We start from the raw sequence: 26,248 nt of genomic DNA on the forward strand, positions 1-26,248 counted from the left end.
CTCAGTCCGGCAACAGAAGAAACTGCTCGGCGTCGCAGTCGCAGTTGGGGCAGCGCCAGTGCGGCGGCAGCTCGGCGAACGGCGTGCCCGGCGGGATCTGCCACTGCGGGTCGCCGACCGCGGGGTCGTAAACCCACCAGCAGATCTTGCACTCCAGGCGCGAACCGGGCCGCAGCACCTCGCGGTTGCCGAGGTACGAGCCTTCAAAGCCCTGACCGTCGAAGCCGCTCATGATTGTTCGAGGTAGCCGAGCACGTCGCTCAGGCGCTCGTGCGAGTCGCGCAGGTCCTCCGGGGCCGCCATCGCGACCTCGGGCATGTCCACCACCTCGACCGTGTTGAGGATCACCTTGTCCATGGAGTTGTAGTACACCACGCGCCAGCAGTGCGGCAGGCGCGTGTTGGAGATGCGGCAGTTGCCGTAGCCGCGCGAGAGCAGCAGCACGCGGCCGGTGCCCAGCTGGTGGTCGAGGAAACCGATGTCTTCGGGCGTCACCGGCAGCAGCGTCAGGTTGACTACGTGCGAGGTGTGGCCCGGCTGCCAGCGCGCCACCTGGTCGCGCACTTCGTCGACCAGCAGCGGCGCGTTCTGCACATTGGGCGGCAGCGGGCCGAGCCAGGGCCGGTACTCGCGCTCGGCGTCTTCCTCGGCCACCACCCGCAGCAGGGCCGGCACCGGTCCGACCTCGACCACGTCGTCGACCAGGGCGCCGTCGCTGAAGGTCATGAGGCGCCAGACGCCGGCGAACACCGACTCCTGGATGCGCACTTCCAGCGGCGAGGACTCCTCGCGCACGATGGCGCTGGCCTCGCCCTCGCCCATCACCTGGTTGACCAGCTGCCGGTCTTCGGACGGCAGGGCCTGCAGGCTCACCTGCCCGCCCGCCCCGCCGTCGGCGGCCTGGTCGAGCAGCGCCAGCACCTGGACCAGGGCCTCGCGTGCGGCCGCGCGGCCGGCAATCTCCTCCGGCTCGGGCAGCATGGGCGCGCGGTAGGTGTCCATGTCCTTGGGCATGGGCAGGTAGTCGAGGTGCTCGTCCTCGGTCTGGGTGCCGGGGCCGAGGGCGACCACGGGGATGGGAAAGGCTTTCATCAGAGGCTCCTGGTGCGGCGGTGGGGCGTGGTCGGTGGGGTCAGTGGCAGCTGCTGCCGCCGGTCTGGCTGACGACAGGAATGCCGATGGTGGGCGGGCGCGAGGGCGGCATGGCCAGCGCGGCGGCGACGCCGGACAGGTACACGTCCCAGTCCTGCATGCCGGCGATGGCGGTCACGTACTGGCCGTCGCGGAAGAACAGCAGCGTGGGCCAGCGCTGAGAGCCGTAGCGCTTGGCCACCGCGTCCTCGTTGTCGCGCGGCACCACGGCCACAGCGAAGCGGTTTGGGAAGGACTTCATCAGCTCGGGCAGCACCGCCGCCACGTCCACGCCTTCGGGAAAACGCACCGGGTCGCCGGCCAGCAGCACGACGCGGTCGCCGCCACCGGCGGTCCATTCGGCCACGCTGGTCTCGTCGACCCAGGTGGCACCGAACTCGCGCGCGAGGCGCTGGACCAGGGGGGCGTGGGCTTCTGTGGTTTCAATCATGGTGTCTCCTTGTGTTCAGGCGCCGGTCAGGGCGCGCATTTGTTCCGGGCTCATCTGCGACGGCAGGGCGAAGCCCGCGTCTTCCTGCGCCTCCAGACCCTGCATGGCACCGAGCACCAGGTCCAGCGCCGCGTTCACCTCGGTCGCGCGGTCGGTATCGATGCGCTCGCGCGCGTCGTCCAGGAACACCAGCAGCCAGTCGCCGGGCACCACCGCGCCGACCAGGGCGGTGTTGATGCGGCGGCGCTCGCCACGGCCTTCGCACAGCGCGAAGCGGCCGTCGGACTCGATCACCTGCATGGGGATGCCGATGCACATGGTTCAGACCTCGGCCTTCGGCATGAAGCGTTCGTCGCCGATGCGGCAGGCTTCTTCCGCTGCGGGCCTTTGCGCCTCGTAGGCGGTCAAAGCCAGTTCGTCCAGCGTCACGGCCTCGCGCGGGGCCAGCGGCGTGCGGCGTTCCACCGGCCGGGCGCCCCAGCGTTCAAGCTCGGCCACGCCGAGGGCCAGCGCTTCTTCCATCGCGGCCTTGACCACCGGGCGCAGGCTGCCGCCGTAGTCCTCCAGCTCCTGCGGCTGGCAGCCGATCAGCAGCACCTGCTGCGGGTACTTGCCGGTCAGCGTGGCCAGCGAGAGCACCTCCTGGAAGCCGGTCTGGTGCAGGCTCATCTTCTTGGCGCCCATGAAGCGCGGCACCTCGTCGTCGCGCACCTCCTTCAGCGTGCCGGGTTCGAGACCGTAGTCGATGGCGTCGAAGATCAGCAGCGCGTCGGCTTCCTGCACATGCTGGATCAGGTACAGGCCCTGGGTGCCGCCGTCGATCAGCTGCACGTGGTCGGCGAACTCCCAGCGGCGCTGCAGGGCTTCGATGCAGCGCACGCCAAAGCCTTCGTCGGCCCAGAGCAGGTTGCCGATGCCCAGCACGACGATGCGGGCCGGCAGAGTGTCACCACCGGGGTGACAGGTGGATTCGGTCGGAGTGGTGCGCATGGCAGGCAAGCCTGTGTGAAATCAGCGGGGGAAAGGGGACGTGGCCGAACCCGAGGACAGGCGCTTCCAGGCGTGGAAGCTGTCCCAGGCGGCCTGCTGCGCGAGCCAGAAGCCGGCGTCGATGCCGAACTGACGCGCACAACGGATGGCGGTGTCGGGCGACATCGCCCGCTGGCCGTGCACCAGCTCGTGCAGGCGCCGGCGCGAGAGGCCCAGCAGCCGGGCCGCCTCGCTCTGGTTGAGCGAGAGCGGCGCCAGGCAGGTGCGCGCCAGCAGCCGACCCGGGTGCAGCGGCGCACGCACCGGCACACCGCGCGGGGGGATCGACCAGCTAACGGCAGCTTTCTTCACGACATCAGTCCTTGAAGGTGCGGCGACCGGAAATCATGGTCGACACGATGGACTGGCGGCCCATGATGTCCTCGCGGATCGCGGCGTAGACGTGCAGGGTGATGAACATGATCATGGCCCACATGCCCAGGCGGTGCCAGGTGTGCACGTCCTGGCTCTGGCCGAACAGCGGAATGACCCAGCCGAACATCGTGTCCTGCCACGAGCCCACGCCGGCGCCTTCGCTGTAGAGCGCGAAGCCGGTCAGGATCATGAAGACCATCAGCACCAGGAAGCCGGAGAACATGGCCAGCCGCGCCAGCGGGTTGTGGCCCACGTAGCGGCCAGGCCGCGGGATCAGGAAGGCGTACCACTTGAGCATGGTGAAAATCTCGCCCCAGTAGGCCTTCTGGAACAGCGGCACCCAGAACAGCTCGCGCGCATGGTGGTTGCCCACGATGGCCCAGTAGGCGCGGCCCAGCAGGCCGATGGCCAGGATGTAGCCGGCCGTGAAGTGCGCGAAACGGATGTAGCCCATCAGGTAGTTCGCGCTGGCCTCGCCGGGCATGGTCGGCAGCGGTTTGCCGATGAAGTAGCCGGTGAGGCACAGCACGGTGATGGCCGCGACGTTGACCCAGTGCCAGATGCGCACGGGCGCTTCGTACACATAGACCGACTTGGTGCTCTGGCCGTGCGAGACGGCGCTCTCGTCGATGCCGGTGACATCGGCCAGGCGCTGCTGCGCCAGTTCTTGTGCAGACAGGGAGGACATGGTGATCTCCTGTGCGAAGAGGTAGCGGTCAGGCGGCCAGCTGGCCGAACAAGTAGAGCCCGGCGGCGCCGACAGCGGCACCCAGCCCGCCCAGCACAGCGCCACGGCGCTCGGCCAGCCAGCGCTGAATGGCCAGGCCGACCCCGACGCCGCTGATGTGCAGCACCGCGGTGGTCAGCATGAAGCCCGCGGCGTAGCCCGCGAAGCCGGTTTCGGGCGTTTCGGCGCCGTGGGCCAGGCCGTGCAGCGACGAGGCTGCGGCGATCAGCCCCAGGCCCAGCACCACCGGCATCGCCCGCTGGGCGACGATCAGCATCAGGCCGAACAGCACCACGCTCAAAGAGATGGCGTGCTCCAGGTACGGCACGGTGACTCCGGCCGCGCCCAGCGCCGCACTGATGACCAGCGCGAGCAGGAAGGTGGCCGGCCCTTGCCAGGCCTTGCCCTGCGGCAGGGCAGACACCGACCAGACGCCCACGGCCACCATGGCCAGCAGGTGGTCCAGGCCGAAGGGGTGGACCAGGCCTTCCATCAGGCTGTGGGTGCCGTGGCCGGTGTGGGCCTGGGCGGCGCCGGCCAGACCGGCCAGCAGCGCTGCGGCGGTGGCGCGGCGGATGGTTTTCGATTGCATGTGTTTCTCCTCGTTGTTCCGTGGGTTCAGCGCACCGTGACCTTGGCCATCTCCTGGCCGTCCGGGCTCATCACGTGGGTGGAGCAGGCCAGGCAGGGGTCGAAGCTGTGCAGGGTGCGCAGGATCTCCAGCGGCTGCTCGGGGTTGACCATGGGCGTGTTCATCAGCGAGGCCTCAAAGGCGCCGATCTGGCCCTTGGCGTCGCGCGGCGAGCCGTTCCAGGTGGTGGGCACCACGCACTGGTAGTTCTCGATCTTCCCGTCCTTGATCCTGATCCAGTGGCCCAGCATGCCGCGCGGCGCGGCCACCGTGCCCACGCCCTTGGCTTCCTTGGGCCAGGTGGCGGGGTCCCACTTCTCGACGTTGGCGGTGGACGTGTCGCCGGCCTTGATGTTCTGCACCAGTTGGCGGAAGTCGTCCATCATCATCTCGGCGGCGTACTGGCTCTCCAGCGCGCGCGCCAGGGTGCGGCCGATGGTGGTGGGCAGCAGCTGCTTGGCGCTGTACTGCGTCTCCGGCAGGCCCAGGGCCTTGGGAATGGCGCTGTTGATGGCCACGGCCGAGGCGTCCACCTGTTCCTTGACGCGCTGGCACCACTTGTTGCCCTTCATCGCGTGGGCGTAGCCCAGGATGTAGCGCGAGAGCGGGCCGACCTCGACCGCGTGGCCGCGCCAGCGCGGCGACTTGATCCACGAGTACTTGGCGGATTCGTCGAGCTGCTCGATCTTGGTGCGCGTGCCCTTGAAGTTCGGGCCCTCGGGCTTGTAGTTGGGTTCGGTGATGCCGTCCCAGGGGTGCAGGCCCTTGCTGTCGTTGCCGTAGGTGTACCAGCTGTGGGTCACAAACTCCTGCACCTGCTCTGGGTCGCGCGGGTCGATCTCGTGGATCTTGTCCCAGTTGCCGTCCAGGATCACGCCGCCGGGCAGCTGGTGCGTGCTGTGGTCGTAAGGCACCTTCTCGTAGGTGCCGTAGTCGGCCACGTTGGTGGCCGAGAGGCCGCCGCCGTAGAGCCAGCCGGCCTGCTTGTAGATGGTGCCGATGGCCAGCACGTCCGGGATGTAGACGTTGTTGTTGAACTCGATCATCTCCTTGATGCGGGCTTCAACGAAGTTCAGGCGCTCCATGTTGATGGGCGCGCCGGCGGCGCCGTCGCCGTCGAGGTTGATCGCGCAGGGCACGCCGCCGACCATGTAGTTCGGGTGCGGGTTCTTGCCGCCGAAGATGGTGTGCACCTTCACCCATTCCTTCTGCAGGTCCAGGGCTTCGAGGTAGTGGGTCACGGCCATCAGGTTGGCCTCGGCCGGCAACACATAGGCCTTGCTGCCCCAGTAGCCGTTGCTGAACGGGCCCAGCTGGCCGCTCTCCACGAACTTCTTCAGGCGGTTCTGCACGTCGCGGAAGTAGCCGGGCGAGGACAGCGGGTGCGAGGGCGAGACCAGCTGCTGCAGCTCGCTGGTCTTCTTGGGGTCGGCGTTCAGCGCCGAGACCACGTCGACCCAGTCGAGTGCGTGCAGGTGGTAGAAGTGCACCGCGTGGTCGTGGACCTGCAGCGTCTTGGCCATCATCTCGCGGATGAGGTGGGCGTTCAGCGGGATCTTGATGCCCAGCGCGTCTTCCACCGCGCGCACCGAGGTGAGCGCGTGGCAGCCGGTGCAGACGCCGCAGATGCGCTCCACGAAGGCCCAGGCGTCGCGCGGGTCGCGGCCCTTGAGGATCACCTCCAGGCCGCGCCACATGGTGCCGGTGGAGACGGCGTTGCGGATCACGTTGTTGCTGTCGAGGTTGACCTCGCAGCGCATGTGGCCCTCGATGCGGGTCACCGGGTCGACCACCACGCGGCGGCCGGAGTTGTCGAGCTTGAAGCCCTGTGTTTCGTAAGCACCCATGTCGTGTTCTCCTGGCCTCAGGCGTGGTTCTTCGATTTCTCTTTGGACGTGTCGCGCGCCCGCTTGGCGACCGAGATCGCGGCGTGCGCGGCGACCGCAGCGCCCACCACCGCGGCGGCCTTGCCACCGATCTCGTCGGCGTTGGCCTCGATGCCGAAGGCGTGGATGTCGGTCAGGCGGTCGTAGAACGAACCCTTGTCCCAGAAGCCGTCTTCCGAGCAGCCGATGCAGCCGTGGCCGGCCTTGATCGGGAAGCTCGTGCCCTCGTTCCACATCACGGTGGAGCAGGCGTTGTAGGTGGTCGGGCCCTTGCAGCCGACCTTGTAGAGGCAGTAGCCCTTGCGCGCAGACTCGTCGTCCCAGGCCTCGACGAACTGGCCGGCGTCGAAGTGCGGGCGGCGGTAGCACTTGTCGTGGATGCGCTGGCTGTAGAACATCTTCGGGCGGCCCTGGCGGTCCAGCTCGGGAATGCGGTCGAAGGTCAGCATGTAGGTGATCACGCCCGTCATCACCTCGGGGATGGGCGGGCAGCCTGGCACCTTGATGATGGGCTTGTCGGTGATGACCTTGTGGATGGGCGTGGCCTGGGTCGGGTTGGGCTTGGCGGCCTGCACGCAGCCCCACGAAGCGCAGGAGCCCCAGGCGATGATGGCCTTGGCGTCCTTGGCGACGTGCTTGAGCTTGTCGATGAAGGGCTTGCCCGACTGGATGCAGAACATGCCGTCTTCGTTCAGCGGCGGATTGCCTTCCACCGCCAGGATGTACTGACCCTTGTACTTGGTCATGATCTCTTCGAGGATGGCCTCGGCCTGGTGGCCGGCGGCGGCCATCAGGGTGTCGTCGTAGTCCAGGCTGATCATGGAGAGCACCACGTCCTTGGCCAGCGGGTGGGCCGAGCGGATGAAGGCTTCGGTGCAGCAGGTGCATTCCAGACCGTGCAGCCAGAGCACCGGGGTGCGCGGCTTGTTTTCCATCGCGTGGGCGATCTGAGGCACAAAGCTCGGTGCCAGCCCCAGCGAGGTGGCGGTGAGCGAGCAGTACTTCATGAAACTGCGGCGCGAAATGCCTTTGCGGCGCATGACCTCGTAAAAGGTTTCCATCTGGTGGTGTCTCCGTGGGCTGTGTGGGGCGAAACCGGGGTCCCGCCCGCAGACGCTGGGAATGGGCAGGTGTGTGACCGTTCGCAATCCGCGGGCCACGATCGGGCCACCAAGGGAAAACACCGACACGAGCTTGTAAGCCGTTGTCAGGAAACAAATATTTTCAATGACCAACAGGCGGTCACGGCCATCCACCATTCAGGGGATTCTTAAACTTTCCGTTTCCTGAAACAAAATGGAAATCAAACTTCCACCTAAAAGTCCAGCCACCGCCCGCCGCACGGGCAAAAAAAAAGCCGACCCGCAGGGGTCGGCTGATGATTCGGTGCATCTCTTGGGACGCTGAAGGATTTGTTCTGATAGGACTGGGTTGTCTCCTCGGTCCCCCGCGGTCGCGGCGTCTGGCGCCGTTTGCGAGTGGCGGTACTGTAGCCGCCCGCACCAGACCCGTGCATACGGGCTTTCCCTTGGTGCCCGGAACCGGTGGCACAGGAAATGCAGCGCATCCCGTGTCGTTGGAAGAGGAAAACACCATGTCGCAAAACGATGCATTCGCCGCCGCCGCCCACCTGCACGTGTTGCTGCGCCGCAAGACCGGCCGCGTGACCGACACCGAGTGGATGGTGAACAACGTGGAATACGCGCAGGCGGTGGTGAGCTTTGCCCGCCAGCGGGCGCGCGAGGACGGCCTGGACGAACTGCTGCCCCTGGCCGAGCGGCTGGAGTCGCTGGTGATCCCGGTGCGCCGGCCCAGTAGTGCGCCGGTGTCGGCACCGGCGCCCCTGGCGGCGCCCAGCGACCCCAGCGCCCGCTACATCGGCCGCCTGAGGTAACAAGCCCCCACGCTCCGCCGCTGCCCGGGTCGCTGCCCCCCGAGGGGGCTGGGCCTGCCTTGGGGCGGCCCGGCGGCTGGCCCGTAGCCCCCACGCTCCGCCGCTGCGCGGGTCACTGCCCCGCCTCACGTCCCGGCGACGATCCAGCGCGCCGCTTTCTCCGCGATCATCAGCGTCGGGCTGTTGGTGTTGCCACTGGTGATGGTGGGCATCACGCCCGCGTCCACCACGCGCAGCCCGGCCACGCCGCGCACGCGCAGGTGGCTGTCCACCACCGCCAACGGGTCGTCCTCACGCCCCATCCTGGTCGTGCCCACGGGGTGGAAGATGGTGCTGGCGATGTCGCCGGCCAGGCGGGCCAGCTCCTCGTCGCTCTGGTACTGCACACCGGGCTTGAACTCCTCGGGCCGGTACTTCGCCATCGCCGGCTGTTCCACGATGCGGCGCGTCACGCGCAGGCTGTCGGCCGCGACCTGGCGGTCGTCGTCGGTGGCCAGGTAGTTGGGCGCGATGGCGGGGGCGTCCTCGAAGCGCGGGCTCTTGATGCGCACGTGGCCGCGGCTGCTGGGGTTGAGGTTGCAGACGCTCGCGGTGAACGCCGGGAAGCTGTGCAGCGGTTCGCCGAAGGCGTCGAGGCTGAGCGGCTGCACGTGGTATTCGAGATTGGCGTGTGGCTGCGACGGGTCGCTTTTCGTGAAGGCGCCGAGCTGGCTGGGCGACATGCTCATCGGCCCGCTGCGCTTGAGCGCGTACTCCAGGCCGATGGCCGCCTTGCCCCAGAGCGAGTTAGCCAGGGTGTTGAGCGTCTTGGCGCCGGTGACCTTGTAGACCGAGCGGATCTGCAGGTGGTCCTGCAGGTTTTCGCCCACGCCCGGCAGCTCGTGCAACGGCGTCACGCCTGCGGCCTGCAGCACCGCCGCCGGGCCGATGCCCGAGAGCTGCAGGATCTGCACCGAGCCGATGCTGCCGGCGCTGAGCACCACCTCGCGCGCGGCCGCCACGTGCACGCGCTGGCCGTGGCTCACCACGTCGGCGCCGGTGCAGCGCAGCGCACCCGCCGCGTCCCGCTCCAGCCGCAGGCGCTCGACCTGGGTCTGCGTCCAGACCGTGAGGTTGGGCCGATCCTGCACCGGGCGCAGAAAGGCCTTGCTTGCGTTCCAGCGCCAGCCGGCCTTCTGGTTCACCTCGAAGTAGCCCACGCCCTCGTTGTCGCCGCGGTTGAAGTCGTCGGTGGCCGGGATGCCGGCCTGCTGCGCCGCCTGCGCGAACGCGTCCAGCACGTCCCAGCGCAGGCGCTGCTTCTCGATGCGCCACTCGCCCGAGCTGGCCACGCTGCGGTGGCCGTGCAGGGCGGCAAACGTGGCGTCGCCCTGGCCCTCGGTGTAGCGGTCGAGGCGGTGGTGGTCCTCGTGCGCCTTGAAGTCCGGCAGGCAGCGGTCCCAGCGCCAGTCGCTGTCACCCGTCAGCCGCGCCCACTGGTCGTAGTCGCGCGCCTGGCCGCGCATGTAGATCATCCCGTTGATGCTCGAACACCCGCCCAGCGTCTTGCCGCGCGGGTAGCGCAGCTTGCGGCCGTTCAGGCCCGGGTCGGCCTCGGTCTGGTAGAGCCAGTCGGTGCGCGGGTTGCCGATGCAATAGAGGTAGCCGACGGGGATGTGGATCCAGTGGTAGTCGTCCTTGCGCCCGGCCTCGATCAGCAGCACGCGTTTGGACGGGTCGGCCGAGAGCCGGTTGGCCAGCAGACAGCCGGCCGTGCCCGCGCCGACGATCACATAGTCAAAGGTGGCGGTGGCGTCGCTCATGCGCAAGGTCTCCTCGTTGTTCATTGGCCGGGCTCATGATGCAACCCGACGATTGCCAGGCACTTTGCCCGATTCGCCCACAGACTTCCAATGAAATGTGGCAAGGCCAGGTATAAGCTCGCCAAATAATGAACCCGCCGAACCGCCTGCCCGCCACCGACCCGCAGACCCTGCGCGCCTTTGTCGCCGTGGCGCGCGAGGGCAATGTCTCGCGCGCTGCGCAGCGCCTGCACCTGAGCCAGCCGGCGGTGAGCCTGCAGCTCAAGACCCTGGCCGAGGCCACCGGCCTGCAGCTCTTCACCCGCACGCCGCAGGGCATGGCGCTCACGCGCGACGGCGCCGCCCTGCTGCCGCTGGCCGACCGCGCGCTGTCGGCCCTGTCCGACTTCGGCCAGGCCGCCGCCGCGCTGCACCAGACGGTGCGCGGCACGCTGCGCATCGGCACCATCCTCGACCCCGAGTTCACCCGCCTGGGCGCCTTCCTCAAGCAGCTGGTGGAAAGCGCACCGCAGGTCCACACCGAACTGGGACAGGGCATGAGCGGCGACGTGCTGGCGCGCATCGCGCGCGGCGAACTGGACGTGGGCTTCTTCCTCGACCTGCCGGCCGACCCGCTGGGCCCGCCCTACCGGCTGCGCGCCCTGACCCGCTTCACCTACCGCGTGCTCGCGCCCGCCGGCTGGGGGCCGCAGGTTAAAGGCAAGGACTGGAAGGCCCTCGCCGCCCTGCCCTGGCTGGCCACGCCCCCGGCCAGCGCGCACCACCGGCTGCAGCGCCGCGTGTTCGGCCACGGTTCGCTCACCGGACTCGAACCGCGCCGGGTGGCGCTGGTGGACCAGGAGGCGTCGATGCTGGATCTGGTCAAGAGCGGCGTCGGCCTGTCACTGGTGCGCGATGCGATCGCGATGCGCGAGGCGCAGGCGCACGGGCTGGTGGTGGCCGACCAGGTGGCGCTGGAATGCGATCTGAGCTTCCTCTGCCTGGCCGAGCGGGCGGGCGAACCGGTGATTGCGGCGGCGCTGGGGGCGCTGGACGCGGTGTGGGGGTGACATCCTGAGACAGAATGTCCGTCTCATCAGGTACCGCTCGCCATGCTCACCCGCATCCACCACGCCGCCATCATCTGCGCCGACTACGAGCGCTCCAGGCGCTTCTACACCGAGGTCCTGGGCTTGAAGGTCATTGCGGAGCACTTCCGCGAGGCGCGCAATTCCTGGAAGCTGGACCTGGGTCTGCCCGACGGGTCGCAGGTGGAGCTGTTTTCTTTCCCCGGCGCGCCGCCGCGCCCGTCCTACCCCGAGGCGCAGGGCCTGCGGCATCTGGCGTTTGTGGTGGACGATGTGCCGGCCTGCAAGGCGCGGCTGGAGTCGCTGGGCGTGGCGGTGGAGCCGGTGCGGGTGGACGAGTACACCGGCCGGCGCTTCACCTTCTTCAGCGACCCGGACGGCTTGCCGCTGGAGCTGTACGAGGCGTGAGGCCGATGAATCCAGCGCCGGGCCGCCCCAAGCTGGATTCGCACCCCCTCGGGGGGCAGCGACCCGCGCAGCGGCGGAGCGTGGGGGCCTAGTTCAGCTCCATGACTCTGGCCGGAAAGTCGTAGTTCTCGTCCAGCGCCCGCGCCGCCATCACCGGCAGCATGTGGGTGATGAACACCTCGCCCACCCAGCGGCGCACGGCGGGGTCGGCCGGGTTGGTCTTGGCGTGCAGGGTGAAGGCGCAGAAGCGTGTGATGCCGATGTCCTCCGTCAGGCCCGGCGGCACGTGCGGTGCGTGCAGCTGGCCTTCGGGCAGGGCGTGGGTGGTTTCCAGCCGCCAGGCGCCGAGCATGCGGTCGAAGTGGCCCACCGTGCCCCGGCGCCAGACTTCGGCGATGTAGATGTTCCAGGCGCCGGGCTCCTCGGCGATGAAGCCCCAGTCGAATTCGTGCACGGCATCCGGCTCGGTGTCGAACACGCCGACCTCGCGCGCGTCGTCGCGCATCGAAAACTCGGTGAACATCGCGCCCGGCCCGGTCGGGCGGTCGTCGATGAAGCGGTTGACCGCCACCGGGTCGGCCACGAACAGCGGCTCGGGTTCGCTCCAGGCGCGCTTGGCGCGGTTGAGCAGGCGCGCGGTGGCGTCCACGCTCTTCTGCGCGTTGATGATCCAGTCCATGAAGGTCTTGCGGCCTTCGGGTGTGGACAGCTGCTCGACCGCCTGGTCGAAGGCGGCGTCGTCCTTGAGGTAGCCGTCCTCGCGCAGGCGCAGCACGATGTCCAGCAACGAGTTGCGGGTGATGTGCTCCAGCGTGTAGGCCAGGTCGCCGCCGGGGTAGTCGGTCATGGTGCGACGGATCCAGTCCATCGTCGCCTCGTGCGACAGGCCCTGCGGCGCGCGCGGCAGGTCGTTGAAGAGGGCGCGCAGCACGCGCACCGTGTCCAGATCGCTGGCCATGTCGGTCCCGGTGTCAGAAAGAGAAGTGAAAGCCCGGGCCGGCGCGCCGCAGCGGCGGACCAGCCCCAGTGGACAGCATAGTCCCGCGCCCCCGGGGTTGAATACCCGGAAAAGTCACGTGTTTGCGGTTCAAATGCAGGCCATGAACGCAGTGACCCCTTCCCTCTACCGCATCCTTTTTGTCTGCATGGGCAACATCTGCCGAAGCCCCACTGCCCACGGCGTGTTCGAGGCCAAGGTGCGCGAGGCCGGCCTGACCGAGCGCGTCGAGGTCGACTCGGCTGGCACGCACAACTACCACGTGGGCGCGCCGCCCGACCACCGCAGCCAGGCGCACGCGCTGCGGCGCGGCTACGACCTCTCGAACCAGCGCGCACGCCAGCTCACCGCGGACGACTTCGAGGCCTTCGACCTGGTGCTGGTGATGGACTGGGAGAACCAGGTGGCGGCCGAGCGGCTGTGCCCGCCCCGGCACATCCGCAAGCTGCGCCGTTTCGCCGAGTTCTGCGAGCGGCACGACAGCCCCATCGTGCCCGACCCGTACCAGGGTGGGCCGGACGGCTTCGAACACGTGCTCGACCTGGTGGAGGACGGCAGCGAGGGGCTGCTGGCGCATGTGCGCGGGGTCCTCGGGATCGCCTGAGACAGCGGCCGGCAGAAGGCGGGCGCGCCTCAGCCAGAGGCGCCCGCCACGTCCTGCGAACGGATGGCGGCGAAGCGCTGCTCCATCTCGCGCCGCATCGCCTTTCGCAGTTCGGCGCCCGCATGGCGGCGGCGCTCGTCGGGCGTGAACGGGCGCAGCGGCGGCACCGCCGTCGGCTTGCGGTCTTCGTCGACCGCGACCATGGTGAAGAAGCAGCTGTTGACGTGGCGCTTGTCCTGGGTGCGGATGTTCTCGGCGATCACCTTGATGCCGACCTCCATGGACGAGGTGCCGGTGTGGTTGACCGAGGCCAGAAAAGTCACCAGCTCGCCCACGTGGATCGGCTGGCGGAACATCACCTGGTCGACGCTGAGCGTGACCACATAGGTGCCGGCATATCGGCTGGCGCAGGCATAGGCCACCTGGTCGAGCAGCTTGAGGATGGTGCCGCCGTGCACGTTGCCGGAGAAGTTGGCGGTGTCGGGCGTCATGAGCACGGTCATGCTCAGCTGGTGGGCGGGGAGTTCCATGGGGAGTCCGTTGGCGGTGGGGTGGGCACTGCCGCTCAAGAAATTCGTTTGAGGGGCCGATATTGTGGCTGGGCCATTCCGGCCAGCCATCCGTAGGTCCCACGATGTCCATCGCCTCTTCCGCCTCCGCCATCGGCCTGAGCGGCCTGCGCGCCGCGCAGCTGCGGCTGGACGTGGGCGCGCACAACATCGCCAACGCCCAGACGCCCGGCTTCCAGCGCCAGCAGGTGGTGCAGACGGCCAACCCCGAACCGGGTGGCGTGACGGCGCGCGTCGAGCGCGAAACCCAGGCCGCCGCAGAAGGTGGCGACCTGGGCCATCTCGCCGAAGACCTGGTCGGCGGGAAGATGTCGCTCTACAGCTTCGCCGCCAACCTGCAGGTGGTGAAGACCGGGCAGGAGATGCTCGGCACACTGTTCGACGAACGCGCCTGACACGCCCCGGCCCTCAGGCCAGGTAGTCGCGCACGCAGGCCTCCTGCGTGACCATGCGCCATCCCCGCCACAACAGGCGGGCGGATGTCACGGGCGGCCGCCCACCGTCTTCCCAGCGCCGCGCGCCCGGCCTACGATGGGCCCGCTTCGGCGCATCCTCTCTCTAACTTCAAGGAGCTGACATGGCAGGCTGGTACGAACTCTCTTCGAACGACAAGGGAAAGTTTTCCTTCGTCCTGAAGGCCGGCAACGGCGAGGTGATCCTGCGCAGCGAGCAGTACGACACCCTGGCGGCGGCCGAGAACGGCATCAAATCGGTCCAGACCAACAGTCCGCAGGAAGCGCGCTACGAGCGCAAGGACGCGTCCGACGGCCGCTGCTACTTCAACCTCAAGGCGGGCAACCACCAGGTCATCGGCACCAGCCAGCTGTACAAGGACGCCGCTGGCCGCGACAACGGCATCCAGTCGGTCCAGACCAACGGACCGAGCACGACGGTCAAGAAAGCCTGAGTTCGGCGCAGAGCCGCTCGCGCACCGCGGTCATGCCGCGGTAGGCCACCACGGCCTCGCTCGGTCGATCAAGCGGCCGCGGCGCCGGACGCATCGACCGCGTCTTCCCAGCGGCCCGGCGCGCGGATGGCGATGGAGGCCCGCACGGCGGGGTCGGGTTCATCGCACAGCCCTCAGGGCACCACCGACGCCAGCAGTTGCTGCACCAGCGGGTGCTGCACCTTGCGCGCCGTGCCGATGGCGTAGAAGTGCTCCTGCACGCCCTCGCAGGGCGCAAACCACTCCAGGCCGTAGCCGCTGGAGAGCTTCTCGCGCATGCGCTCGGAGGCAGGGAACACGCCCATGCCCGAGGACCCGAAGGTGACCAGCAGCGCGCTGTCCTCGAACTCGCCGACCACGTTGGGCAGCACCCCCTGCTGCTCGAACCACTGGTCGATGCGCATGCGCACCGAGGCGTGGGCGCTGGGCAGCAGCACCGGCACTTCGGACAGGCAGCGCGGGAAGTCCTTGCGCGCCTGCGCCAGCCATTCCTTCGGCGCGTACCAGCCCAGCGGCGACGACCCCATGGCGTGGCTGTAGAGCTTGAGGTTGGGGTTGGCCGGCGCAGGCCGGTCGGACAGCACCACGTCCAGCCGGTGCAGCGCGAGGTCGGCCAGCAGATCGTCGAATTCGTCCTCGTGGCAGACCAGACGCAGTCGCGGCTCCTCCAGCGCGGGCGCCAGCAGCTCGCGCACCGCCAGCTTGGCCAGCCCGTCCGAGATGCCCACCACCAGCCGCACCGAGGTCTGGCTGGTGGCATCGCGCACCGCCGCGTGCAGGTGTTCGCCGAGATGGAAGATCTGCTCGGCCACCTGCAGCGCGGCCTGGCCCGCCTCCGTCAGGGCCAGGCCACGGCCGGCCGGCTTGAACAGCGCGTGGCCCAGCGACTGCTCCAGCAGCCGCACCTGCGCGCTGATGGTCTGCACCGCCATGCCCAGCCGGGCCGCCGCGTGCGACATGCCGCCTTCCTTGGCCGTGACCCAGAAGTAATACAGGTGCTTGTAGTTGAGTTCCTGATTCATTCTTCGCCTTTTTGGGAGAAATTCTTCGCCATTGTCTGCTTTTTATGAAGAACGCGAAACCCTATCTTTCAGCCTCCCTTTGTTCCCTCCCAGGAGAACCCTCATGGCACAAGTCCGTCGCATCCCTTCCCTGTCCACCGGCAGCTCCCTGTCGCTGGACCGTCCGCAGGCCGCGAAGGTCCTGCGCAACACCTACGCCCTGCTGTCGCTGACGATCCTGTTCGCGGCCGGCATCGCGGCCCTGGCGGTCGCCAACAGCTGGCCCGCGCCCGGGCTGGTGATCACGCTGGTGGGCTACTTCGGCCTGCTGTTCGCGGTGCACAAGCTGCAGAACAGCGGCTGGGCCCTGCCCGCCGTGTTCGCGCTGACCGGCTTCATGGGCTACACGCTCGGCCCGCTGCTCTCGCGCACGCTGGAACTGCCCGGCGGCGCCGGCACCATCGTGGCCGCGCTGGCCGCCACGGGCGCGACCTTCGTCGCCCTCTCGGCCTACGTGCTGACCACGCGGCGCGACTTCAGCTTCATGGGCGGCTTCCTGTTCGCCGGCATGGTGATCGCCATCGTGCTGGCCCTGGTGGCCTACTTCTTCACCATGCCCGCGCTGGCGCTGGCCGTCTCGGCCATGGTGGCCCTGCTGTCGGTCGGACTGATCCTGTTCGAGACCAGCCGCATCGTCAACGGCGGCGAGACCAACTACGTGCTGGCCACGGTCGGCCTGTTCGTCTCGGCCTTCAACCTGTTCACCAGCCTGCTGAGCCTGTTCGGCATCGGCGGCAACGACTGAGCGTTCTGCCACCCAACCCCCACCAGGAGTCCCGCATGAAAGCCTATTCCGTCAACAGCCCCGAAGCCGCTGCCCGCGTGCTGGCCATGGCCATGCTGGCCGACGGCCAGTACTCGATGACCGAGATCCGTGCCCTGGACCGGCAGCAGGCGCCCGAGCGCCTGGGCCTGAGCCCCGAAGCCTTCAAGGCGGTGGTGGACGACTTCTGCCAGGACCTGCTGCTGGCCGGCGGCGGGCAGTGGACCGGCGCGGTCGACCCCGCCATCCGCGACCAGCTGATGAGCGAGGTCACGGACCGGGGCCTGCAGGACCTGATCCTGCTGCAGTGCGAGACGCTGATGCTGTCCGACGGTCATCTGGCCGATGGCGAGGTGGAGCTGCTGGATGCGCTGAGTGCGGCCTGGCGCCGACCGGTGCTGGTGTGACGCCATGAAAACACTCATCTGGAGTCTCACTGCCCTGCTGGCGGCCTTGTGGACCGGCTTCATCGCCGCCGTGCACCAGCTCACCGGCTGGCTGCTGTCGGCCATCGACACCGGGTCGCTGCAGGGCGCGGCAGGCACGGTCGGTGGTCTGGCGCTGCCGCCCGTGCCCGCCTGGCTGGAGCCCTGGATCGACACCGCGTCGATCGCCGCCCTGCAGTCGTTCGTGGTGTCGCTGGTGGAATGGCTGGGCGCGGTGATGCCCTCGGGCGATGCCCTGATGGCCTGGGTCGGTCCGCTGCTGTGGGTCGGCTGGGGCCTGGTGCTGGTGCCGATGCTGGCCATCGCCGGCCTGCTGCACTGGCTGGTCGGGCGCACCACGGCGCAGCAGACCGGCGCGAGGCCTGTGGGCGCATGAGCGCCATCCGGAGGATCGTCCGGTGAACGAGGGCATCGCGCAGCGCCTGCGCGGCGCGGCCTCCGAGGGACCGCAGGCCTTGCGCCTGTCGCTGCGGGAGCTGCTGCAGCTGCACGGCGAGGGATCGGGCGCGGTGCTGCTGATGCTGATGGCGCTGCTGAGCACGGCGCCCATCGCCGGGGCGGGCACGGTGCTCAGCCTGGGCATCTTCGCCCTGGCCGGCGCCTGGCTGCGCGGGCGGGACACCCTGCCCCTGCCCGAGCGGCTGGCCCGGCTGACCCTCAACGAAACCTGGACGCGCCGCTGCCTGCACGGGCTGGCCTGGACCTACGAGTGCGCCGAACGCTGGATGTGCCCGCGCTGGCAGGCGCTGTGTCACGCGCGTGCCCGGTTCTGGTGGGCGCTGTGGATTGCGCTCATGGCGGCGCTGATCTTCCTGCCGCTGCCGCTGGGCAACGTGCTGCCCGGCACCAGCCTGATGCTGCTGTCGCTGGGCTGGCTGTTCCGCGACGGCATCGCGCTGCTGCTGTCCGCGGCCACCGGCGCGGTGGGCGTGGGCTACGCCATTTCGGTCAGCCACCTGGCCTTCGCAGCCTGGCAGCACGTGGGAGCGTGGTTCGGACTGTGACGCCCGGTCAAAGGCGTGAGAAGAAGACGGCGCTCATCACCAGCCCGGTGGCGATGACGCCGCGCCGGACCCAGGCCACTGGCAGCGCCTTGGACCAGCGCGCGCCGAAGTAGCCGCCCGCCGTGGCCGCGACCATCATCAGCAGGCCTTCCTTCCAGGCGATCGCGCCCGCGACCACGAAGGCGGCCACGGACAGCCAGGACAGCACCAGCGAGTTGAGGTTCTTGAGCGCGTTGACGGTGTTCAGCCGTGTCTCGCCGGCCACCGTGTACAGCGCCATCAGCAGGATGCCCAGCCCGCCGTTGAAGTAGCCACCGTAGATGGCCACCGCCATCAGGCCGGGTTCGCGCCAGCGCGCCAGGCCATGACCACTGGCCGAGGCCGCCATCGCCCGGCGGGCGATGGCCGGACCGGCCGCAAACAGCACGGTGGCGAACAGCAGCAGCCAGGGCACGATGCCGGTGAACAGCTTGGCGGGCGTGACCAGCAGCAGCAGCGCACCCACGACACCGCCGATGGCCGCGATCAGCGTCTCGCGCCGCAGCCGCTGCGCCGGCAGTTCGCGCAATTCGGCCCGGAAGCCCAGCGTGCTGCCGAGATAGCCGGGGCTCACCGCCAGCGCGCTGGTGGCGTTGGCGACGATGGGCGGCACGCCGGTGAAGACCAGCGCGGGAAAGGTGAGGAAACTGCCGCCGCCGGCGATGGCATTGAGGGCCCCCGCGCCGAACGCGGCGGCCGCCAGCAGCGGCGCGGAACTCAGGAGGTCCAGGCCGGGCTCACTTGGCAGCGGGGATGGCCACGTAGCGGAAGCCCTTGCCGCGCATGCAGTGGGCCACCATCTGCTCGCGCTCGTCCTCGGGCACCTTGGCCAGACCGACCTGGTACTGGCAATCGGAGAGCTGGGTGTAGGTGTCGTCCTTGCTGGCCTTGGGCTTGACCCACTCGGCCTTGGGGGTGGACGAACAGGCAACCAGGGACAGCAACAGGGCGGCGGCGAAGACGGTCTTCATGGATGGGGCGGGGTCGGTTTTCAGAGGGAGGCCAGCATACCAAAGCCCCCCGTCCCCGAGCTGCAACCAGATGCATCGCCCCGCGGGCGGGCGGCCTATCGCGAGCGGCCGAGCTTGTCCTGCAGGCGTCCCAGCACCTCGCTGACCGTCTGCGGGTCGGCGGTGGTGCCACCGCAGGCGGTCAGCTCCTGCTCGGCCAGCGAGAGGTTCAGGCGCACATAGGTGCTGTCCAGTGCGTGGCGCGTGGCCAGCAGCTGCTGGGCGATCTTGGCGCAGTCGGCCCCCTCTTCCAGCAGCCTCTGAAGGCCGCGCACCTGGCCCTCGGCGCGGCGCAGCCGGTGCATGAGCTCGGCCTTGCGTTCGGTGGCCAGGGTTCGTGGCGCGGTCATGGGCGGCTCCGGTCCGGCTCAGGCGGACACCGGCGTGATGGCGGCCACCGGCTCGGGCGCGAGCAGCGAACCGTCGCGCAGGCCGCGCACGGTGGCAAAGCCCAGCCACAGCACCACCATCGACGTGGCGGCCAGCAGCAGCACCGCCGCGGTCTGCATGAGACCACCGGGCTGCTCCTGCAGCGCCAGCAGGCGCAGTGTCAGGGTGGTGAAGGCCGCGAGCGGGAACGACAGGGCCCAGAACGGGATGCCGAAGGGCTGCGCCACCGCCCGCTTGAGCACCGGCAGCACCCACAGCAGGAAGAACAGCGCGATGCCCCACATCGCCTGCGCCGCTCCGAGCGGCGCCTGCCCACGCTCGACCAGCTGCGCCAGCACCAGACCGACCACGGCCGGCGGCGCGACGGTGATCATCCAGGCCGGCAGCAGGCGGTCGGGCAGCGGGCTGTGCGCGATGCGCCTCGCCAGCATCAGCGCCAGCACCACCGGCCAGAAGAAGGCCCCGATGCCGAACTGCGCCGCGGCCCAGTCGCCATGGCCCAGCGGGACGCCCGCCAGCGGCGCGAGCACATTGCCCACCACCGGGATCAGCAGCACCGGCGTGACCGAAGGCCACAGCCCGGTGTTGCCCGGCGTGGCACCCACCGCAGGCGCGAGCCAGCGGCCCAGCACCCACAGCGTGGCCCAGAGCTGCATCAGGCTGCCGGTCCACCAGAGCGCGCGCCACACCGGCGCCAGCTCGCCCGAGGCACCGCCCAGCGCCACCCCGACCGTCGCCAGCAGCAGCAGCGACACCGGGAACGCCGCCACGAAGGCGTGGCGCACCGGGTGCTTCAGGTCCTCGGCCAGCGCCGCCGGATAGCGCTGCCAGCGCAGCAGCGACGCCACGAGCAGCACGGCAAACACGACCAGCGCCACCAGCCCCGCCACCAGCGCCAGCCCCCCGGCCATCTCGCCGAGCAACGGCCCGGCCCGGTGCCAGGCCAGCGCGAGGCCGCACAGGCCCATGACCAGCGAGAACCAGCCGGGCATGAGGAATTTGAGGGGCGTAGGACTGCTCATGTCACCGGCTTACTTGGTGGAGCAGGCGCTGCCGCCTTCGCGGATGCCCATCTTCTTGAAGAGGATGGCCGGCGGGCAGAAGCCCGTGATGCCCGACTGCGCCAGGTTGAAACCAGCGAAGGCGGTCAGCGCAAGGAACCACTCGCTGACGAAGATGGGGCTGCCGTGGTAACCCAGGGCGAGCGAGATCAGCACGACGGTGCCGGCCATGATGCGGATGAGGCGTTCGACGGTCATTTCAGACTCCTTGAAAAAAATGGAAGCACACAGGGTCACGCCGCTTCGTACTTCTTGCGGTACATGGCGTAGTAGAGAACGGGAATGACGACCAGGGTCAGCATGGTCGACACGGCGATGCCGAAGATCAGCGCGATCGCCAGGCCGTTGAAGATCGGGTCGTCGAGGATGAAGAAGGCGCCCATCATGGCGGCCAGGCCGGTCAGCGCGATGGGTTGCGCGCGCACCGCGGCCGACTGCACCACCGCCTGCGCAAAGGGCACACCGCGTTTCGTTTCCAGCTCGATGAAGTCCACCAGCAGGATGGAGTTGCGCACGATGATGCCGGCCAGCGCGATCATGCCGATCATGGACGTGGCGGTGAACTGGGCCTGCAGCAGCGCGTGGCCGGGCATGACACCGATCATGGTCAGCGGGATGGGCGCCATGATGATCAGCGGCGTGAGGTAGCTTCGGAACTGCGCCACCACCAGCAGGTAGATCAGGATCAGGCCGACGCCGTAGGCGGCGCCCATGTCGCGGAAGGTCTCGTAGGTGATCTGCCACTCGCCGTCCCACTTCACCGCGTACTGACGGTACGGGTCCTTGGGCTGGCTGATCCAGTACTCGCCAAGCTCGCCGGTGTTGGGCAGCGCGGCGTCCTTCATGGCCGGGCGGATGCCGAACAGGCCGTACAGCGGCGAGTCGAGCTGGCCGGCCATGTCGCCGAACACGTAGGTGACGGGCAGCAGGTCCTTGGTGAGGCGCGGCTGGTCGATCACGCCGCGTTCGACGGTGACCAGTTCGGACAGCGGCACCATGGCGCCGTTGGCGGCCTTCAGCGGCAGGGCCAGCACGGCGTTCAAGCCCACCTGCGCTTCGCGCGGCAGCTGGATGCGCACCGGCACCGCGAACTTGGCGTGGCCGTCGTGCAGGTAGGCGGCGTCGGAACCCGAGAGCGCGGCGTACACCGTCTGCGCGATGACCTGCACCGGAATGCCCAGCGACTCGGCGCGCTGGCGCTGGATGCGCAGGAAGGCGCGCGGCGCGTTCTCCTTGAGCGAGGTGTCCACGCCCACGATGTCGGGCGTGGCGGCAAAGGCCTTGGCCACGCGTTGCGCCAGCTCGGCACGGCCGGTCTGGTCGGGGCCGTAGACCTCGGCCACGATGGGCGACATCACCGGCGGGCCCGGCGGCACTTCGACCACCTTCACGCGCGCGCCGTGGGCGGCGGCGATCTTCTCCAGTTCGGGGCGGTGGCGCTGCGCGATGGCGTGGCTCTTTTCGCTGCGGTCGTGCGCACCGACCAGGTTGACCTGCAGGTCGCCGCCTTCGGCCTCGGCGCGCAGGTAGTACTGGCGCACCAGACCGTTGAAGGTGATGGGGCTGGCCGTGCCAGCGTAGCCCTGCACGTTGGCCACCTCGGGCTGCGTGGCCAGCCAGGCCGTCATGTCCTGCAGCGCGACGGTCGTCCCTTCGAGCGGCGTGCCCGCGGGCATGTCCACCACCACCTGGTACTCGCTCTTGTTGTCGAAGGGCAGCATCTTCAGCACCACCCACTGCACCACGGCCAGACCCACCGACAGCAGCAGGGCGGCCAGGATGCCGGCCAGCAGCAGCCAGCGCTTGCGGGCGCTCTGCAGGAAGGGCGTGAGGATCTTCGTGAAGGTGTTCTGCAGCGCGCTGGTGAGCTTGCCCGGGCCGTGGTCGGCGTGGCCGTCCGTCTTGGTCAGCTTGAGGGCCAGCCAGGGCGTGACGGTGAAGGCAATGGCCAGCGAAATCGCCATGCCCATGCTGGCGTTGATCGGGATCGGGCTCATGTACGGGCCCATCAGCCCGGACACAAAGGCCATGGGCAGCAGGGCCGCGATCACGGTGAAGGTGGCCAGGATGGTGGGGCCGCCCACTTCGTCGACCGCACGCGGGATGATCAGCCTGAGCGGATCGTGCGGCGTGAGCATGCGGTGGCGGTGGATGTTCTCCACCACCACGATGGCGTCGTCCACCAGGATGCCGATGGAGAAGATCAGCGCGAACAGCGACACGCGGTTGAGCGTGAAGCCCCAGGCCCAGCTGGCGAACAGCGTGGCCGTGAGCGTGAGGATCACGGCCGCGCCGACGATGACCGCCTCGCGCCGGCCCAGCGCCAGGCCCACCAGCACGATCACGCTGGCGGTGGCGAAGATCAGCTTCTGGATCAGCTTGTTGGCCTTGTCGGCCGCGGTCTGGCCGTAGTCGCGCGTGATGCTGACCTGCACGTCGTCCGGGATGACCGTGTTCTTCAGGTTGTCCAGCCGCTCGGCGGCGCCGCGCGCCACGTCCACAGCGTTCTCGCCGGGCTTCTTGGTGACGGTGATGGTCACGGCCGGGTGGTTCTGGCCTTGCTGGGCGGCGTGCGCCGCATCCGCCACGCCGGGCGTGAACCACACATAGCGCTGCGGCAGCTGGGCGCCGGCCTCGACGCGCGCGACCTCGCGCAGGTAGACCGGGCGACCCGCGTTCACGCCAACCACGATGTCCCCCACGTCCTGCTCGTTCTGCAGGAACTCGCCGGTTTCCACCGACAGCATGCCGGGCTCGCCGGGGGCCGGGTTGGGGTTGACCACCGCCCCCGAAGGCAGCGCCTGGTTGGCCGCCGCGATGGCGCCGTGCAGCTGCTGCACGCTCACGCCGCGCTCGCGCAGCTGGTTGGGGTTGAGCCACACATGCACCGCGCGGCCGGGGCCGCCGATGGTGACCACCTCGCGCGTGCCGGGCACGCGCTTGAGTTCGGTCTCGACCGCGTGCGCCACGCGCTCAAGGTCGTGCGCGCTCTGCGCGTCGACCGTCCACAGCGTGGCCGCCAGCACCGGCACGTCGTCGATGCCCTTGGGTTTGACGATGGGGGTGAGCACGCCCAGGCCCTGCGGCAGCCAGTCCTGGTTGGCGTTGAGCACGTCGTACAGGCGCACCAGCGCCTCGGTGCGCGGCACGCCGACCTTGAACTGCACCGTCAGCACCGCGACGCCGGGGCGCGCGACCGAATAGGTGTGCTCGATGCCCTGGATCTGCGAGAGCACGTGTTCGGCCGGGGCGGCGACCATCTTCTCCACGTCGGCGCTGGACGCGCCGGGGAAGGGGATGATCACGTTGGCCATGGTCACGTTGATCTGCGGTTCCTCTTCGCGCGGCGTGACCAGCACGGCGAACAGGCCGAGCAGCAGCGCGACCAGCGCCAGCAGCGGCGTGATGGCGTTGGCCTGGAAGGCCCGCGCCACGGAACCGGAGAAGCCCAGCTTCTCCAGCGGGGAAGACTCGTTGGGATGGCTCATGGTGGCCCCTTACTTCGTCACGGGCGTTGCGCCGGCCAGACCGGCGCGCACAGGATCGAGCGCCACCTGGTCGCCGGCCTTCAGGCCCGCCAGCACCTCGACACCGTCGCCGTGTGTGGCACCGGTGCGCACCGCGCGCAGCGCGAAGCCTTTCGCGGCGCCGCCCTTGGTGGTCACGACGTAGACGCCGGTCAGCTCACCCCGGCGCAGCAGGGCTGTGGCCGGCACCACCAGGCGCTGCGGCGCGGCCTGGGCGGCGCTGCCGACAAAGCGCACCTTCACCTGGCGGCCGGGCACCTGACCGGCGCCATCGGCGTCGCTCAGGTTCAGGCGCCACTCCACCGTCTGCGACACCGGGTCGGCGGCGGGCACGGTGGTTTTGGCGGCGGGGCTGACCCACTTGTCTGTGCCGGGCAGTTGCACCTCGACCTGCGAGGCCGCCAGCGCCAGCGGCTGCTGCGAGGCCGGCACATGCACCACGGCACGGATCGGTTGCGGCGCGTAGACGGTGAGGATGGGCGCGCCGGGCATGGCCAGGGCGCCGGCCTCGGCGTGCGTCGCCAGCACCCAGCCGTCGTAAGGCGCGGTCAGGCGGGTGAAACCCTGGGCCACGCTGGCCTGGGTCTGGCCGGCGCGGGCGGCGGCGGCGCCGGCTTCGGCGGCGCGGTACTGGGCCAGCGCCGAATCGAGCGCAGCCTGTGCGATGAAGCCCTGCGCGCGCAGTTCTTTCGTGCGCTCGTAGGCCGCCCTGGCGTTGGCCAGGCTGGCCTGGGCCTGCGCGACGCCGGCCTGCGCCTGCGCCACGCCGGCCTGGGTCGCGCGGTCGTCGATCACTGCCAGCACCTGGCCGGCCTTCACGCGGTCACCGGCCTTGACCGACAGCGTGGCGATGCGTCCGCTGGCCTGGGCCGAGAGCACGCTCTGGCGCACCGCCTGCAGGCTGCCGTCGAACTCGGCGCTGCCCGCCACCGCCTGCGCACCCACGGCGACCACGGGCACCTGGGGGCCCGCCGAAGCGGGCGCCGGATCGGCGGCCTGTGCAGCGCCCATGGCGAGCAGGCCGGAAGCCAGCAGCAGGCGCGCGGAGCGGACCGGGTTCAGGGACAGAAACAACGGGGCGTGTGCATGGACGGGCATGGCAATCTCCTATACCTGCCGCAGTATACACACATACCCCCAGGGGTACAAGACATCTTCGACCGCCGTTCATCGGCGGCAGAGCCTCAGCGGCGCTGCCGCGCCAGCACCCAGGCCGCCCCGAAGAAGCTCAGCGCCGCCGCCACCAGCACCGCGTAGGCCGCGCGCAGGCCGAAGTGTTCGGCCAGTTCGCCCATCAGCAGGGCCGCAATCTGCGCCCCGACGGTGAAGGAGATCATCAGCAGCGCCGACAGGCGCGGCGCCTCCTGCGGGAATCCGCGCAGCGCGATGCCCAGCAGGATGGGGAAGCCCACCGAGACGCCCAGACCGGTGAGGTAGTTGCACAGCGCCAGCCAGACGAAGGGCGCATCGGCCGGGCTCAGCCAGACGCCCGTGATCGCCAGCGCCGCCAGCGCGCCCAGGCCCTGGATCTTCTGCTCCATGCTCCAGCGGCTGTGCACGAAGGCCTGCCAGACCCGGCCGGTGACCATGCCGGCCATCAGGAAGCCCAGGGCCATGCGGGCCACCTGGTCGCTCTCGCCCAGCGCCTCGGTGGCAAAACTCACGAACCAGAAGTACTGGCCCCATTCGCACAGGCCGCTGCACACGCCGGCGAACAGCACCCAGCGCACCACCGGCTGGCGCAGCAGGCCCCCGTAGTCCAGCGGCTGGTGAACCTGGCCGGTGGCCTCGGCATGCGCGTGGTCGCTGCGGAACGCCACGGTGCGCAGGTGGCGGCGCTGCAGCGTCATCAGCAGCATCACCAGCGCCATGAAACCGAACACCACATAGGGGCCGCGCCAGTTCGGGTTGGCCGCCAGCACGGCGGCCGCCATCAGCGGCGAGAACATGGTGCCCAGGCTGTAGCCGACGTCGACCAGGCTGATGATGCGGGCGCGCTGCTCGGGCTCGTCGCTCAGTTCGGCCAGCAGGCCGTGGCCGACGGTGAACAGTGCGGTCTCGAAGGTGGCGATGGTCACCATGAAGAAGGCCAGCCAGCCGAAGCTGGGCGCCAGCAGCACGCCCGCCAGCGCCACCACCACGGCCGCGGTGTAGGCGCGCAGCAGGCGCCGCGGCGGGAAGCGCTTGGCGATGGCACCGCCCAGCAGCGAACCGACCGCGCCACCGGCGCTCCAGATCGCCATGAGCCAGCCCATCTGCTGGAAGGACACGCCCATCTGGGCGCGCAGGTTGGGCGTCACCGCCCCCAGCAGCGCCCCGAAGATGCCCCAGGTGAGGGCGCAGTACAGGATGATCCAGGCGACATAGGGCAGGCCGCGCAGGGGTTTCAGCGGGGCGGCCAGGAAGGCGGTAGTGGCGTTCACATCAGGC

32 protein-coding genes are annotated in these 26,248 nt (G+C 69.4%); 10 read left to right on the top strand and 22 right to left on the bottom strand.

Going from position 1 to position 26,248, the window contains the following annotated elements:
• Position 1: 1 nt before the first annotated feature.
• From DD542_RS11965 to DD542_RS12010, 10 genes are read right to left on the bottom strand one after another with little or no spacing between them, the layout of a single operon-like run.
• Positions 2-232: a rubredoxin gene (locus tag DD542_RS11965; protein WP_127805826.1), complete on the bottom strand. Its 231-nt coding sequence runs from the start codon at positions 230-232 to the stop codon at positions 2-4.
• Complete coding sequence (locus tag DD542_RS11970; protein WP_127805827.1) at positions 229-1,092, bottom strand: hydrogenase expression/formation protein; 864 nt, start codon at positions 1,090-1,092, stop codon at positions 229-231. The genes DD542_RS11965 and DD542_RS11970 overlap by 4 nt, the downstream gene beginning before the upstream one ends.
• A 40-nt stretch (positions 1,093-1,132) precedes the next feature.
• On the bottom strand, positions 1,133-1,582 hold the full coding sequence (locus DD542_RS11975) for a hydrogenase (protein WP_127805828.1): 450 nt from the start codon (positions 1,580-1,582) through the stop codon (positions 1,133-1,135).
• 15 nt (positions 1,583-1,597) lie between these two features.
• Positions 1,598-1,900, bottom strand: a complete 303-nt coding sequence (locus tag DD542_RS11980; protein WP_127805829.1) for a HypC/HybG/HupF family hydrogenase formation chaperone — start codon at positions 1,898-1,900, stop codon at positions 1,598-1,600.
• Positions 1,901-1,903: 3 nt separating this feature from the next.
• The gene (locus DD542_RS11985; protein WP_127805830.1) at positions 1,904-2,572 is read right to left on the bottom strand and encodes a HyaD/HybD family hydrogenase maturation endopeptidase; all 669 of its coding nucleotides are present in this window, start codon (positions 2,570-2,572) and stop codon (positions 1,904-1,906) included.
• A 21-nt stretch (positions 2,573-2,593) separates the two neighbouring features.
• Positions 2,594-2,923, bottom strand: a complete 330-nt coding sequence (locus DD542_RS11990) for a HigA family addiction module antitoxin (RefSeq protein WP_218016612.1) — start codon at positions 2,921-2,923, stop codon at positions 2,594-2,596.
• 4 nt (positions 2,924-2,927) lie between these two features.
• Positions 2,928-3,674, bottom strand: coding sequence for a Ni/Fe-hydrogenase, b-type cytochrome subunit (gene cybH / locus DD542_RS11995; protein ID WP_127805831.1), 747 nt, complete (start codon positions 3,672-3,674; stop codon positions 2,928-2,930).
• Positions 3,675-3,702: 28 nt separating this feature from the next.
• Positions 3,703-4,305, bottom strand: coding sequence for a HupE/UreJ family protein (locus tag DD542_RS12000; protein WP_127805832.1), 603 nt, complete (start codon positions 4,303-4,305; stop codon positions 3,703-3,705).
• A gap of 26 nt (positions 4,306-4,331) precedes the next feature.
• The gene (locus tag DD542_RS12005) at positions 4,332-6,191 is read right to left on the bottom strand and encodes a nickel-dependent hydrogenase large subunit (RefSeq protein ID WP_127805833.1); all 1,860 of its coding nucleotides are present in this window, start codon (positions 6,189-6,191) and stop codon (positions 4,332-4,334) included.
• A 17-nt stretch (positions 6,192-6,208) separates the two neighbouring features.
• Entirely contained in the window at positions 6,209-7,291 is a 1,083-nt protein-coding gene (locus DD542_RS12010) for a hydrogenase small subunit (RefSeq protein ID WP_066161125.1), read from the bottom strand.
• A gap of 533 nt (positions 7,292-7,824) precedes the next feature.
• Between DD542_RS12010 and DD542_RS12015 the strand changes: the two genes are divergently transcribed.
• On the top strand, positions 7,825-8,124 hold the full coding sequence (locus DD542_RS12015; RefSeq protein WP_127805834.1) for a hypothetical protein: 300 nt from the start codon (positions 7,825-7,827) through the stop codon (positions 8,122-8,124).
• Positions 8,125-8,249: 125 nt separating this feature from the next.
• On the opposite strand, the gene DD542_RS12020 is transcribed toward DD542_RS12015, so the two are convergent.
• Positions 8,250-9,926 carry a GMC family oxidoreductase N-terminal domain-containing protein gene (locus tag DD542_RS12020; RefSeq protein ID WP_127805835.1) on the bottom strand — a complete coding sequence of 559 codons (1,677 nt, stop codon included), beginning with the start codon at positions 9,924-9,926 and terminating at the stop codon, positions 8,250-8,252.
• A 128-nt stretch (positions 9,927-10,054) separates the two neighbouring features.
• Here DD542_RS12020 and DD542_RS12025 point away from each other — a divergent pair, with 128 nt between their 5' ends.
• Positions 10,055-10,975 carry a LysR family transcriptional regulator gene (locus DD542_RS12025; protein WP_127805836.1) on the top strand — a complete coding sequence of 307 codons (921 nt, stop codon included), beginning with the start codon at positions 10,055-10,057 and terminating at the stop codon, positions 10,973-10,975.
• A 42-nt stretch (positions 10,976-11,017) separates the two neighbouring features.
• Positions 11,018-11,401 carry a VOC family protein gene (locus DD542_RS12030; protein ID WP_127805837.1) on the top strand — a complete coding sequence of 128 codons (384 nt, stop codon included), beginning with the start codon at positions 11,018-11,020 and terminating at the stop codon, positions 11,399-11,401.
• An 88-nt stretch (positions 11,402-11,489) separates the two neighbouring features.
• On the opposite strand, the gene DD542_RS12035 is transcribed toward DD542_RS12030, so the two are convergent.
• Positions 11,490-12,359, bottom strand: a complete 870-nt coding sequence (locus DD542_RS12035) for a hypothetical protein (protein WP_127805838.1) — start codon at positions 12,357-12,359, stop codon at positions 11,490-11,492.
• 142 nt (positions 12,360-12,501) lie between these two features.
• Between DD542_RS12035 and DD542_RS12040 the strand changes: the two genes are divergently transcribed.
• Complete coding sequence (locus DD542_RS12040; RefSeq protein WP_079366571.1) at positions 12,502-13,002, top strand: low molecular weight protein-tyrosine-phosphatase; 501 nt, start codon at positions 12,502-12,504, stop codon at positions 13,000-13,002.
• Positions 13,003-13,031: 29 nt separating this feature from the next.
• On the opposite strand, the gene DD542_RS12045 is transcribed toward DD542_RS12040, so the two are convergent.
• The gene (locus tag DD542_RS12045) at positions 13,032-13,532 is read right to left on the bottom strand and encodes an acyl-CoA thioesterase (RefSeq protein ID WP_079366462.1); all 501 of its coding nucleotides are present in this window, start codon (positions 13,530-13,532) and stop codon (positions 13,032-13,034) included.
• A gap of 104 nt (positions 13,533-13,636) precedes the next feature.
• Between DD542_RS12045 and DD542_RS12050 the strand changes: the two genes are divergently transcribed.
• Both DD542_RS12050 and DD542_RS12055 read left to right on the top strand, forming a co-directional pair.
• Positions 13,637-13,966 carry a flagellar basal body protein gene (locus DD542_RS12050; protein ID WP_127805839.1) on the top strand — a complete coding sequence of 110 codons (330 nt, stop codon included), beginning with the start codon at positions 13,637-13,639 and terminating at the stop codon, positions 13,964-13,966.
• 182 nt (positions 13,967-14,148) lie between these two features.
• Positions 14,149-14,478 carry a YegP family protein gene (locus tag DD542_RS12055; protein WP_127805840.1) on the top strand — a complete coding sequence of 110 codons (330 nt, stop codon included), beginning with the start codon at positions 14,149-14,151 and terminating at the stop codon, positions 14,476-14,478.
• A gap of 173 nt (positions 14,479-14,651) precedes the next feature.
• Here the strand turns inward: DD542_RS12055 and DD542_RS12060 are convergent, their stop codons facing one another.
• Positions 14,652-15,539 (bottom strand): LysR family transcriptional regulator, encoded by an 888-nt coding sequence (locus DD542_RS12060; RefSeq protein ID WP_066152452.1) that lies wholly within the window; start codon positions 15,537-15,539, stop codon positions 14,652-14,654.
• Between the two features lie 103 nt (positions 15,540-15,642).
• Between DD542_RS12060 and DD542_RS12065 the strand changes: the two genes are divergently transcribed.
• The 4 genes from DD542_RS12065 to DD542_RS12080 are packed head-to-tail and all read left to right on the top strand — an operon-like array spanning position 15,643 to position 17,791.
• Complete coding sequence (locus DD542_RS12065) at positions 15,643-16,323, top strand: Bax inhibitor-1/YccA family protein (protein WP_079366458.1); 681 nt, start codon at positions 15,643-15,645, stop codon at positions 16,321-16,323.
• A 35-nt stretch (positions 16,324-16,358) separates the two neighbouring features.
• Positions 16,359-16,748: a hypothetical protein gene (locus DD542_RS12070; RefSeq protein WP_066152447.1), complete on the top strand. Its 390-nt coding sequence runs from the start codon at positions 16,359-16,361 to the stop codon at positions 16,746-16,748.
• A 4-nt stretch (positions 16,749-16,752) separates the two neighbouring features.
• Positions 16,753-17,163 (top strand): hypothetical protein, encoded by a 411-nt coding sequence (locus DD542_RS12075; protein WP_127805841.1) that lies wholly within the window; start codon positions 16,753-16,755, stop codon positions 17,161-17,163.
• 22 nt (positions 17,164-17,185) lie between these two features.
• A complete protein-coding gene (locus DD542_RS12080) occupies positions 17,186-17,791 on the top strand; it encodes an exopolysaccharide biosynthesis protein (protein WP_164868387.1) in 606 nt (201 codons plus the stop codon).
• Positions 17,792-17,798: 7 nt separating this feature from the next.
• Here DD542_RS12080 and DD542_RS12085 read toward each other — a convergent pair whose 3' ends face one another.
• The 8 genes from DD542_RS12085 to DD542_RS12115 all read right to left on the bottom strand — a co-directional run bounded on the left by DD542_RS12085 (position 17,799) and on the right by DD542_RS12115 (position 26,241).
• Positions 17,799-18,551, bottom strand: a complete 753-nt coding sequence (locus DD542_RS12085; RefSeq protein ID WP_079366570.1) for a sulfite exporter TauE/SafE family protein — start codon at positions 18,549-18,551, stop codon at positions 17,799-17,801.
• 16 nt (positions 18,552-18,567) lie between these two features.
• Positions 18,568-18,801: a hypothetical protein gene (locus DD542_RS23580; protein WP_133155517.1), complete on the bottom strand. Its 234-nt coding sequence runs from the start codon at positions 18,799-18,801 to the stop codon at positions 18,568-18,570.
• 95 nt (positions 18,802-18,896) lie between these two features.
• Positions 18,897-19,190 carry a metal-sensing transcriptional repressor gene (locus DD542_RS12090; RefSeq protein ID WP_066152432.1) on the bottom strand — a complete coding sequence of 98 codons (294 nt, stop codon included), beginning with the start codon at positions 19,188-19,190 and terminating at the stop codon, positions 18,897-18,899.
• Positions 19,191-19,208: 18 nt separating this feature from the next.
• Complete coding sequence (locus DD542_RS12095) at positions 19,209-20,252, bottom strand: SLAC1 anion channel family protein (RefSeq protein WP_127805843.1); 1,044 nt, start codon at positions 20,250-20,252, stop codon at positions 19,209-19,211.
• 9 nt (positions 20,253-20,261) lie between these two features.
• Complete coding sequence (locus DD542_RS12100; RefSeq protein ID WP_066152427.1) at positions 20,262-20,489, bottom strand: DUF2892 domain-containing protein; 228 nt, start codon at positions 20,487-20,489, stop codon at positions 20,262-20,264.
• Positions 20,490-20,524: 35 nt separating this feature from the next.
• Positions 20,525-23,779, bottom strand: a complete 3,255-nt coding sequence (locus DD542_RS12105) for an efflux RND transporter permease subunit (protein ID WP_127805844.1) — start codon at positions 23,777-23,779, stop codon at positions 20,525-20,527.
• A gap of 9 nt (positions 23,780-23,788) precedes the next feature.
• Positions 23,789-24,916 (bottom strand): efflux RND transporter periplasmic adaptor subunit, encoded by a 1,128-nt coding sequence (locus DD542_RS12110; RefSeq protein ID WP_241559541.1) that lies wholly within the window; start codon positions 24,914-24,916, stop codon positions 23,789-23,791.
• Between the two features lie 86 nt (positions 24,917-25,002).
• Positions 25,003-26,241: an MFS transporter gene (locus DD542_RS12115; RefSeq protein ID WP_164868388.1), complete on the bottom strand. Its 1,239-nt coding sequence runs from the start codon at positions 26,239-26,241 to the stop codon at positions 25,003-25,005.
• Between the last annotated feature and the right edge of the window lie 7 nt (positions 26,242-26,248).

The sequence above is a fragment of the Hydrogenophaga sp. NH-16 genome, assembly GCF_004006415.1.
Classification (GTDB): domain Bacteria; phylum Pseudomonadota; class Gammaproteobacteria; order Burkholderiales; family Burkholderiaceae_C; genus Hydrogenophaga; species Hydrogenophaga pseudoflava.

Coding starts and splice junctions, on each gene's coding strand:
- DD542_RS11965 (WP_127805826.1), bottom strand. CDS start 232: ATGAGCGGCTTCGACGGTCAGGGCTTTGAAGGCTCGTACCTCGGCAAC.
- DD542_RS11970 (WP_127805827.1), bottom strand. CDS start 1,092: ATGAAAGCCTTTCCCATCCCCGTGGTCGCCCTCGGCCCCGGCACCCAG.
- DD542_RS11975 (WP_127805828.1), bottom strand. CDS start 1,582: ATGATTGAAACCACAGAAGCCCACGCCCCCCTGGTCCAGCGCCTCGCG.
- DD542_RS11980 (WP_127805829.1), bottom strand. CDS start 1,900: ATGTGCATCGGCATCCCCATGCAGGTGATCGAGTCCGACGGCCGCTTC.
- DD542_RS11985 (WP_127805830.1), bottom strand. CDS start 2,572: ATGCGCACCACTCCGACCGAATCCACCTGTCACCCCGGTGGTGACACT.
- cybH (WP_127805831.1), bottom strand. CDS start 3,674: ATGTCCTCCCTGTCTGCACAAGAACTGGCGCAGCAGCGCCTGGCCGAT.
- DD542_RS12000 (WP_127805832.1), bottom strand. CDS start 4,305: ATGCAATCGAAAACCATCCGCCGCGCCACCGCCGCAGCGCTGCTGGCC.
- DD542_RS12005 (WP_127805833.1), bottom strand. CDS start 6,191: ATGGGTGCTTACGAAACACAGGGCTTCAAGCTCGACAACTCCGGCCGC.
- DD542_RS12010 (WP_066161125.1), bottom strand. CDS start 7,291: ATGGAAACCTTTTACGAGGTCATGCGCCGCAAAGGCATTTCGCGCCGC.
- DD542_RS12015 (WP_127805834.1), top strand. CDS start 7,825: ATGTCGCAAAACGATGCATTCGCCGCCGCCGCCCACCTGCACGTGTTG.
- DD542_RS12020 (WP_127805835.1), bottom strand. CDS start 9,926: ATGAGCGACGCCACCGCCACCTTTGACTATGTGATCGTCGGCGCGGGC.
- DD542_RS12025 (WP_127805836.1), top strand. CDS start 10,055: ATGAACCCGCCGAACCGCCTGCCCGCCACCGACCCGCAGACCCTGCGC.
- DD542_RS12030 (WP_127805837.1), top strand. CDS start 11,018: ATGCTCACCCGCATCCACCACGCCGCCATCATCTGCGCCGACTACGAG.
- DD542_RS12035 (WP_127805838.1), bottom strand. CDS start 12,359: ATGGCCAGCGATCTGGACACGGTGCGCGTGCTGCGCGCCCTCTTCAAC.
- DD542_RS12040 (WP_079366571.1), top strand. CDS start 12,502: ATGAACGCAGTGACCCCTTCCCTCTACCGCATCCTTTTTGTCTGCATG.
- DD542_RS12045 (WP_079366462.1), bottom strand. CDS start 13,532: ATGGAACTCCCCGCCCACCAGCTGAGCATGACCGTGCTCATGACGCCC.
- DD542_RS12050 (WP_127805839.1), top strand. CDS start 13,637: ATGTCCATCGCCTCTTCCGCCTCCGCCATCGGCCTGAGCGGCCTGCGC.
- DD542_RS12055 (WP_127805840.1), top strand. CDS start 14,149: ATGGCAGGCTGGTACGAACTCTCTTCGAACGACAAGGGAAAGTTTTCC.
- DD542_RS12060 (WP_066152452.1), bottom strand. CDS start 15,539: ATGAATCAGGAACTCAACTACAAGCACCTGTATTACTTCTGGGTCACG.
- DD542_RS12065 (WP_079366458.1), top strand. CDS start 15,643: ATGGCACAAGTCCGTCGCATCCCTTCCCTGTCCACCGGCAGCTCCCTG.
- DD542_RS12070 (WP_066152447.1), top strand. CDS start 16,359: ATGAAAGCCTATTCCGTCAACAGCCCCGAAGCCGCTGCCCGCGTGCTG.
- DD542_RS12075 (WP_127805841.1), top strand. CDS start 16,753: ATGAAAACACTCATCTGGAGTCTCACTGCCCTGCTGGCGGCCTTGTGG.
- DD542_RS23580 (WP_133155517.1), bottom strand. CDS start 18,801: ATGAAGACCGTCTTCGCCGCCGCCCTGTTGCTGTCCCTGGTTGCCTGT.
- DD542_RS12090 (WP_066152432.1), bottom strand. CDS start 19,190: ATGACCGCGCCACGAACCCTGGCCACCGAACGCAAGGCCGAGCTCATG.
- DD542_RS12095 (WP_127805843.1), bottom strand. CDS start 20,252: ATGAGCAGTCCTACGCCCCTCAAATTCCTCATGCCCGGCTGGTTCTCG.
- DD542_RS12100 (WP_066152427.1), bottom strand. CDS start 20,489: ATGACCGTCGAACGCCTCATCCGCATCATGGCCGGCACCGTCGTGCTG.
- DD542_RS12105 (WP_127805844.1), bottom strand. CDS start 23,779: ATGAGCCATCCCAACGAGTCTTCCCCGCTGGAGAAGCTGGGCTTCTCC.
- DD542_RS12110 (WP_241559541.1), bottom strand. CDS start 24,916: ATGCCCGTCCATGCACACGCCCCGTTGTTTCTGTCCCTGAACCCGGTC.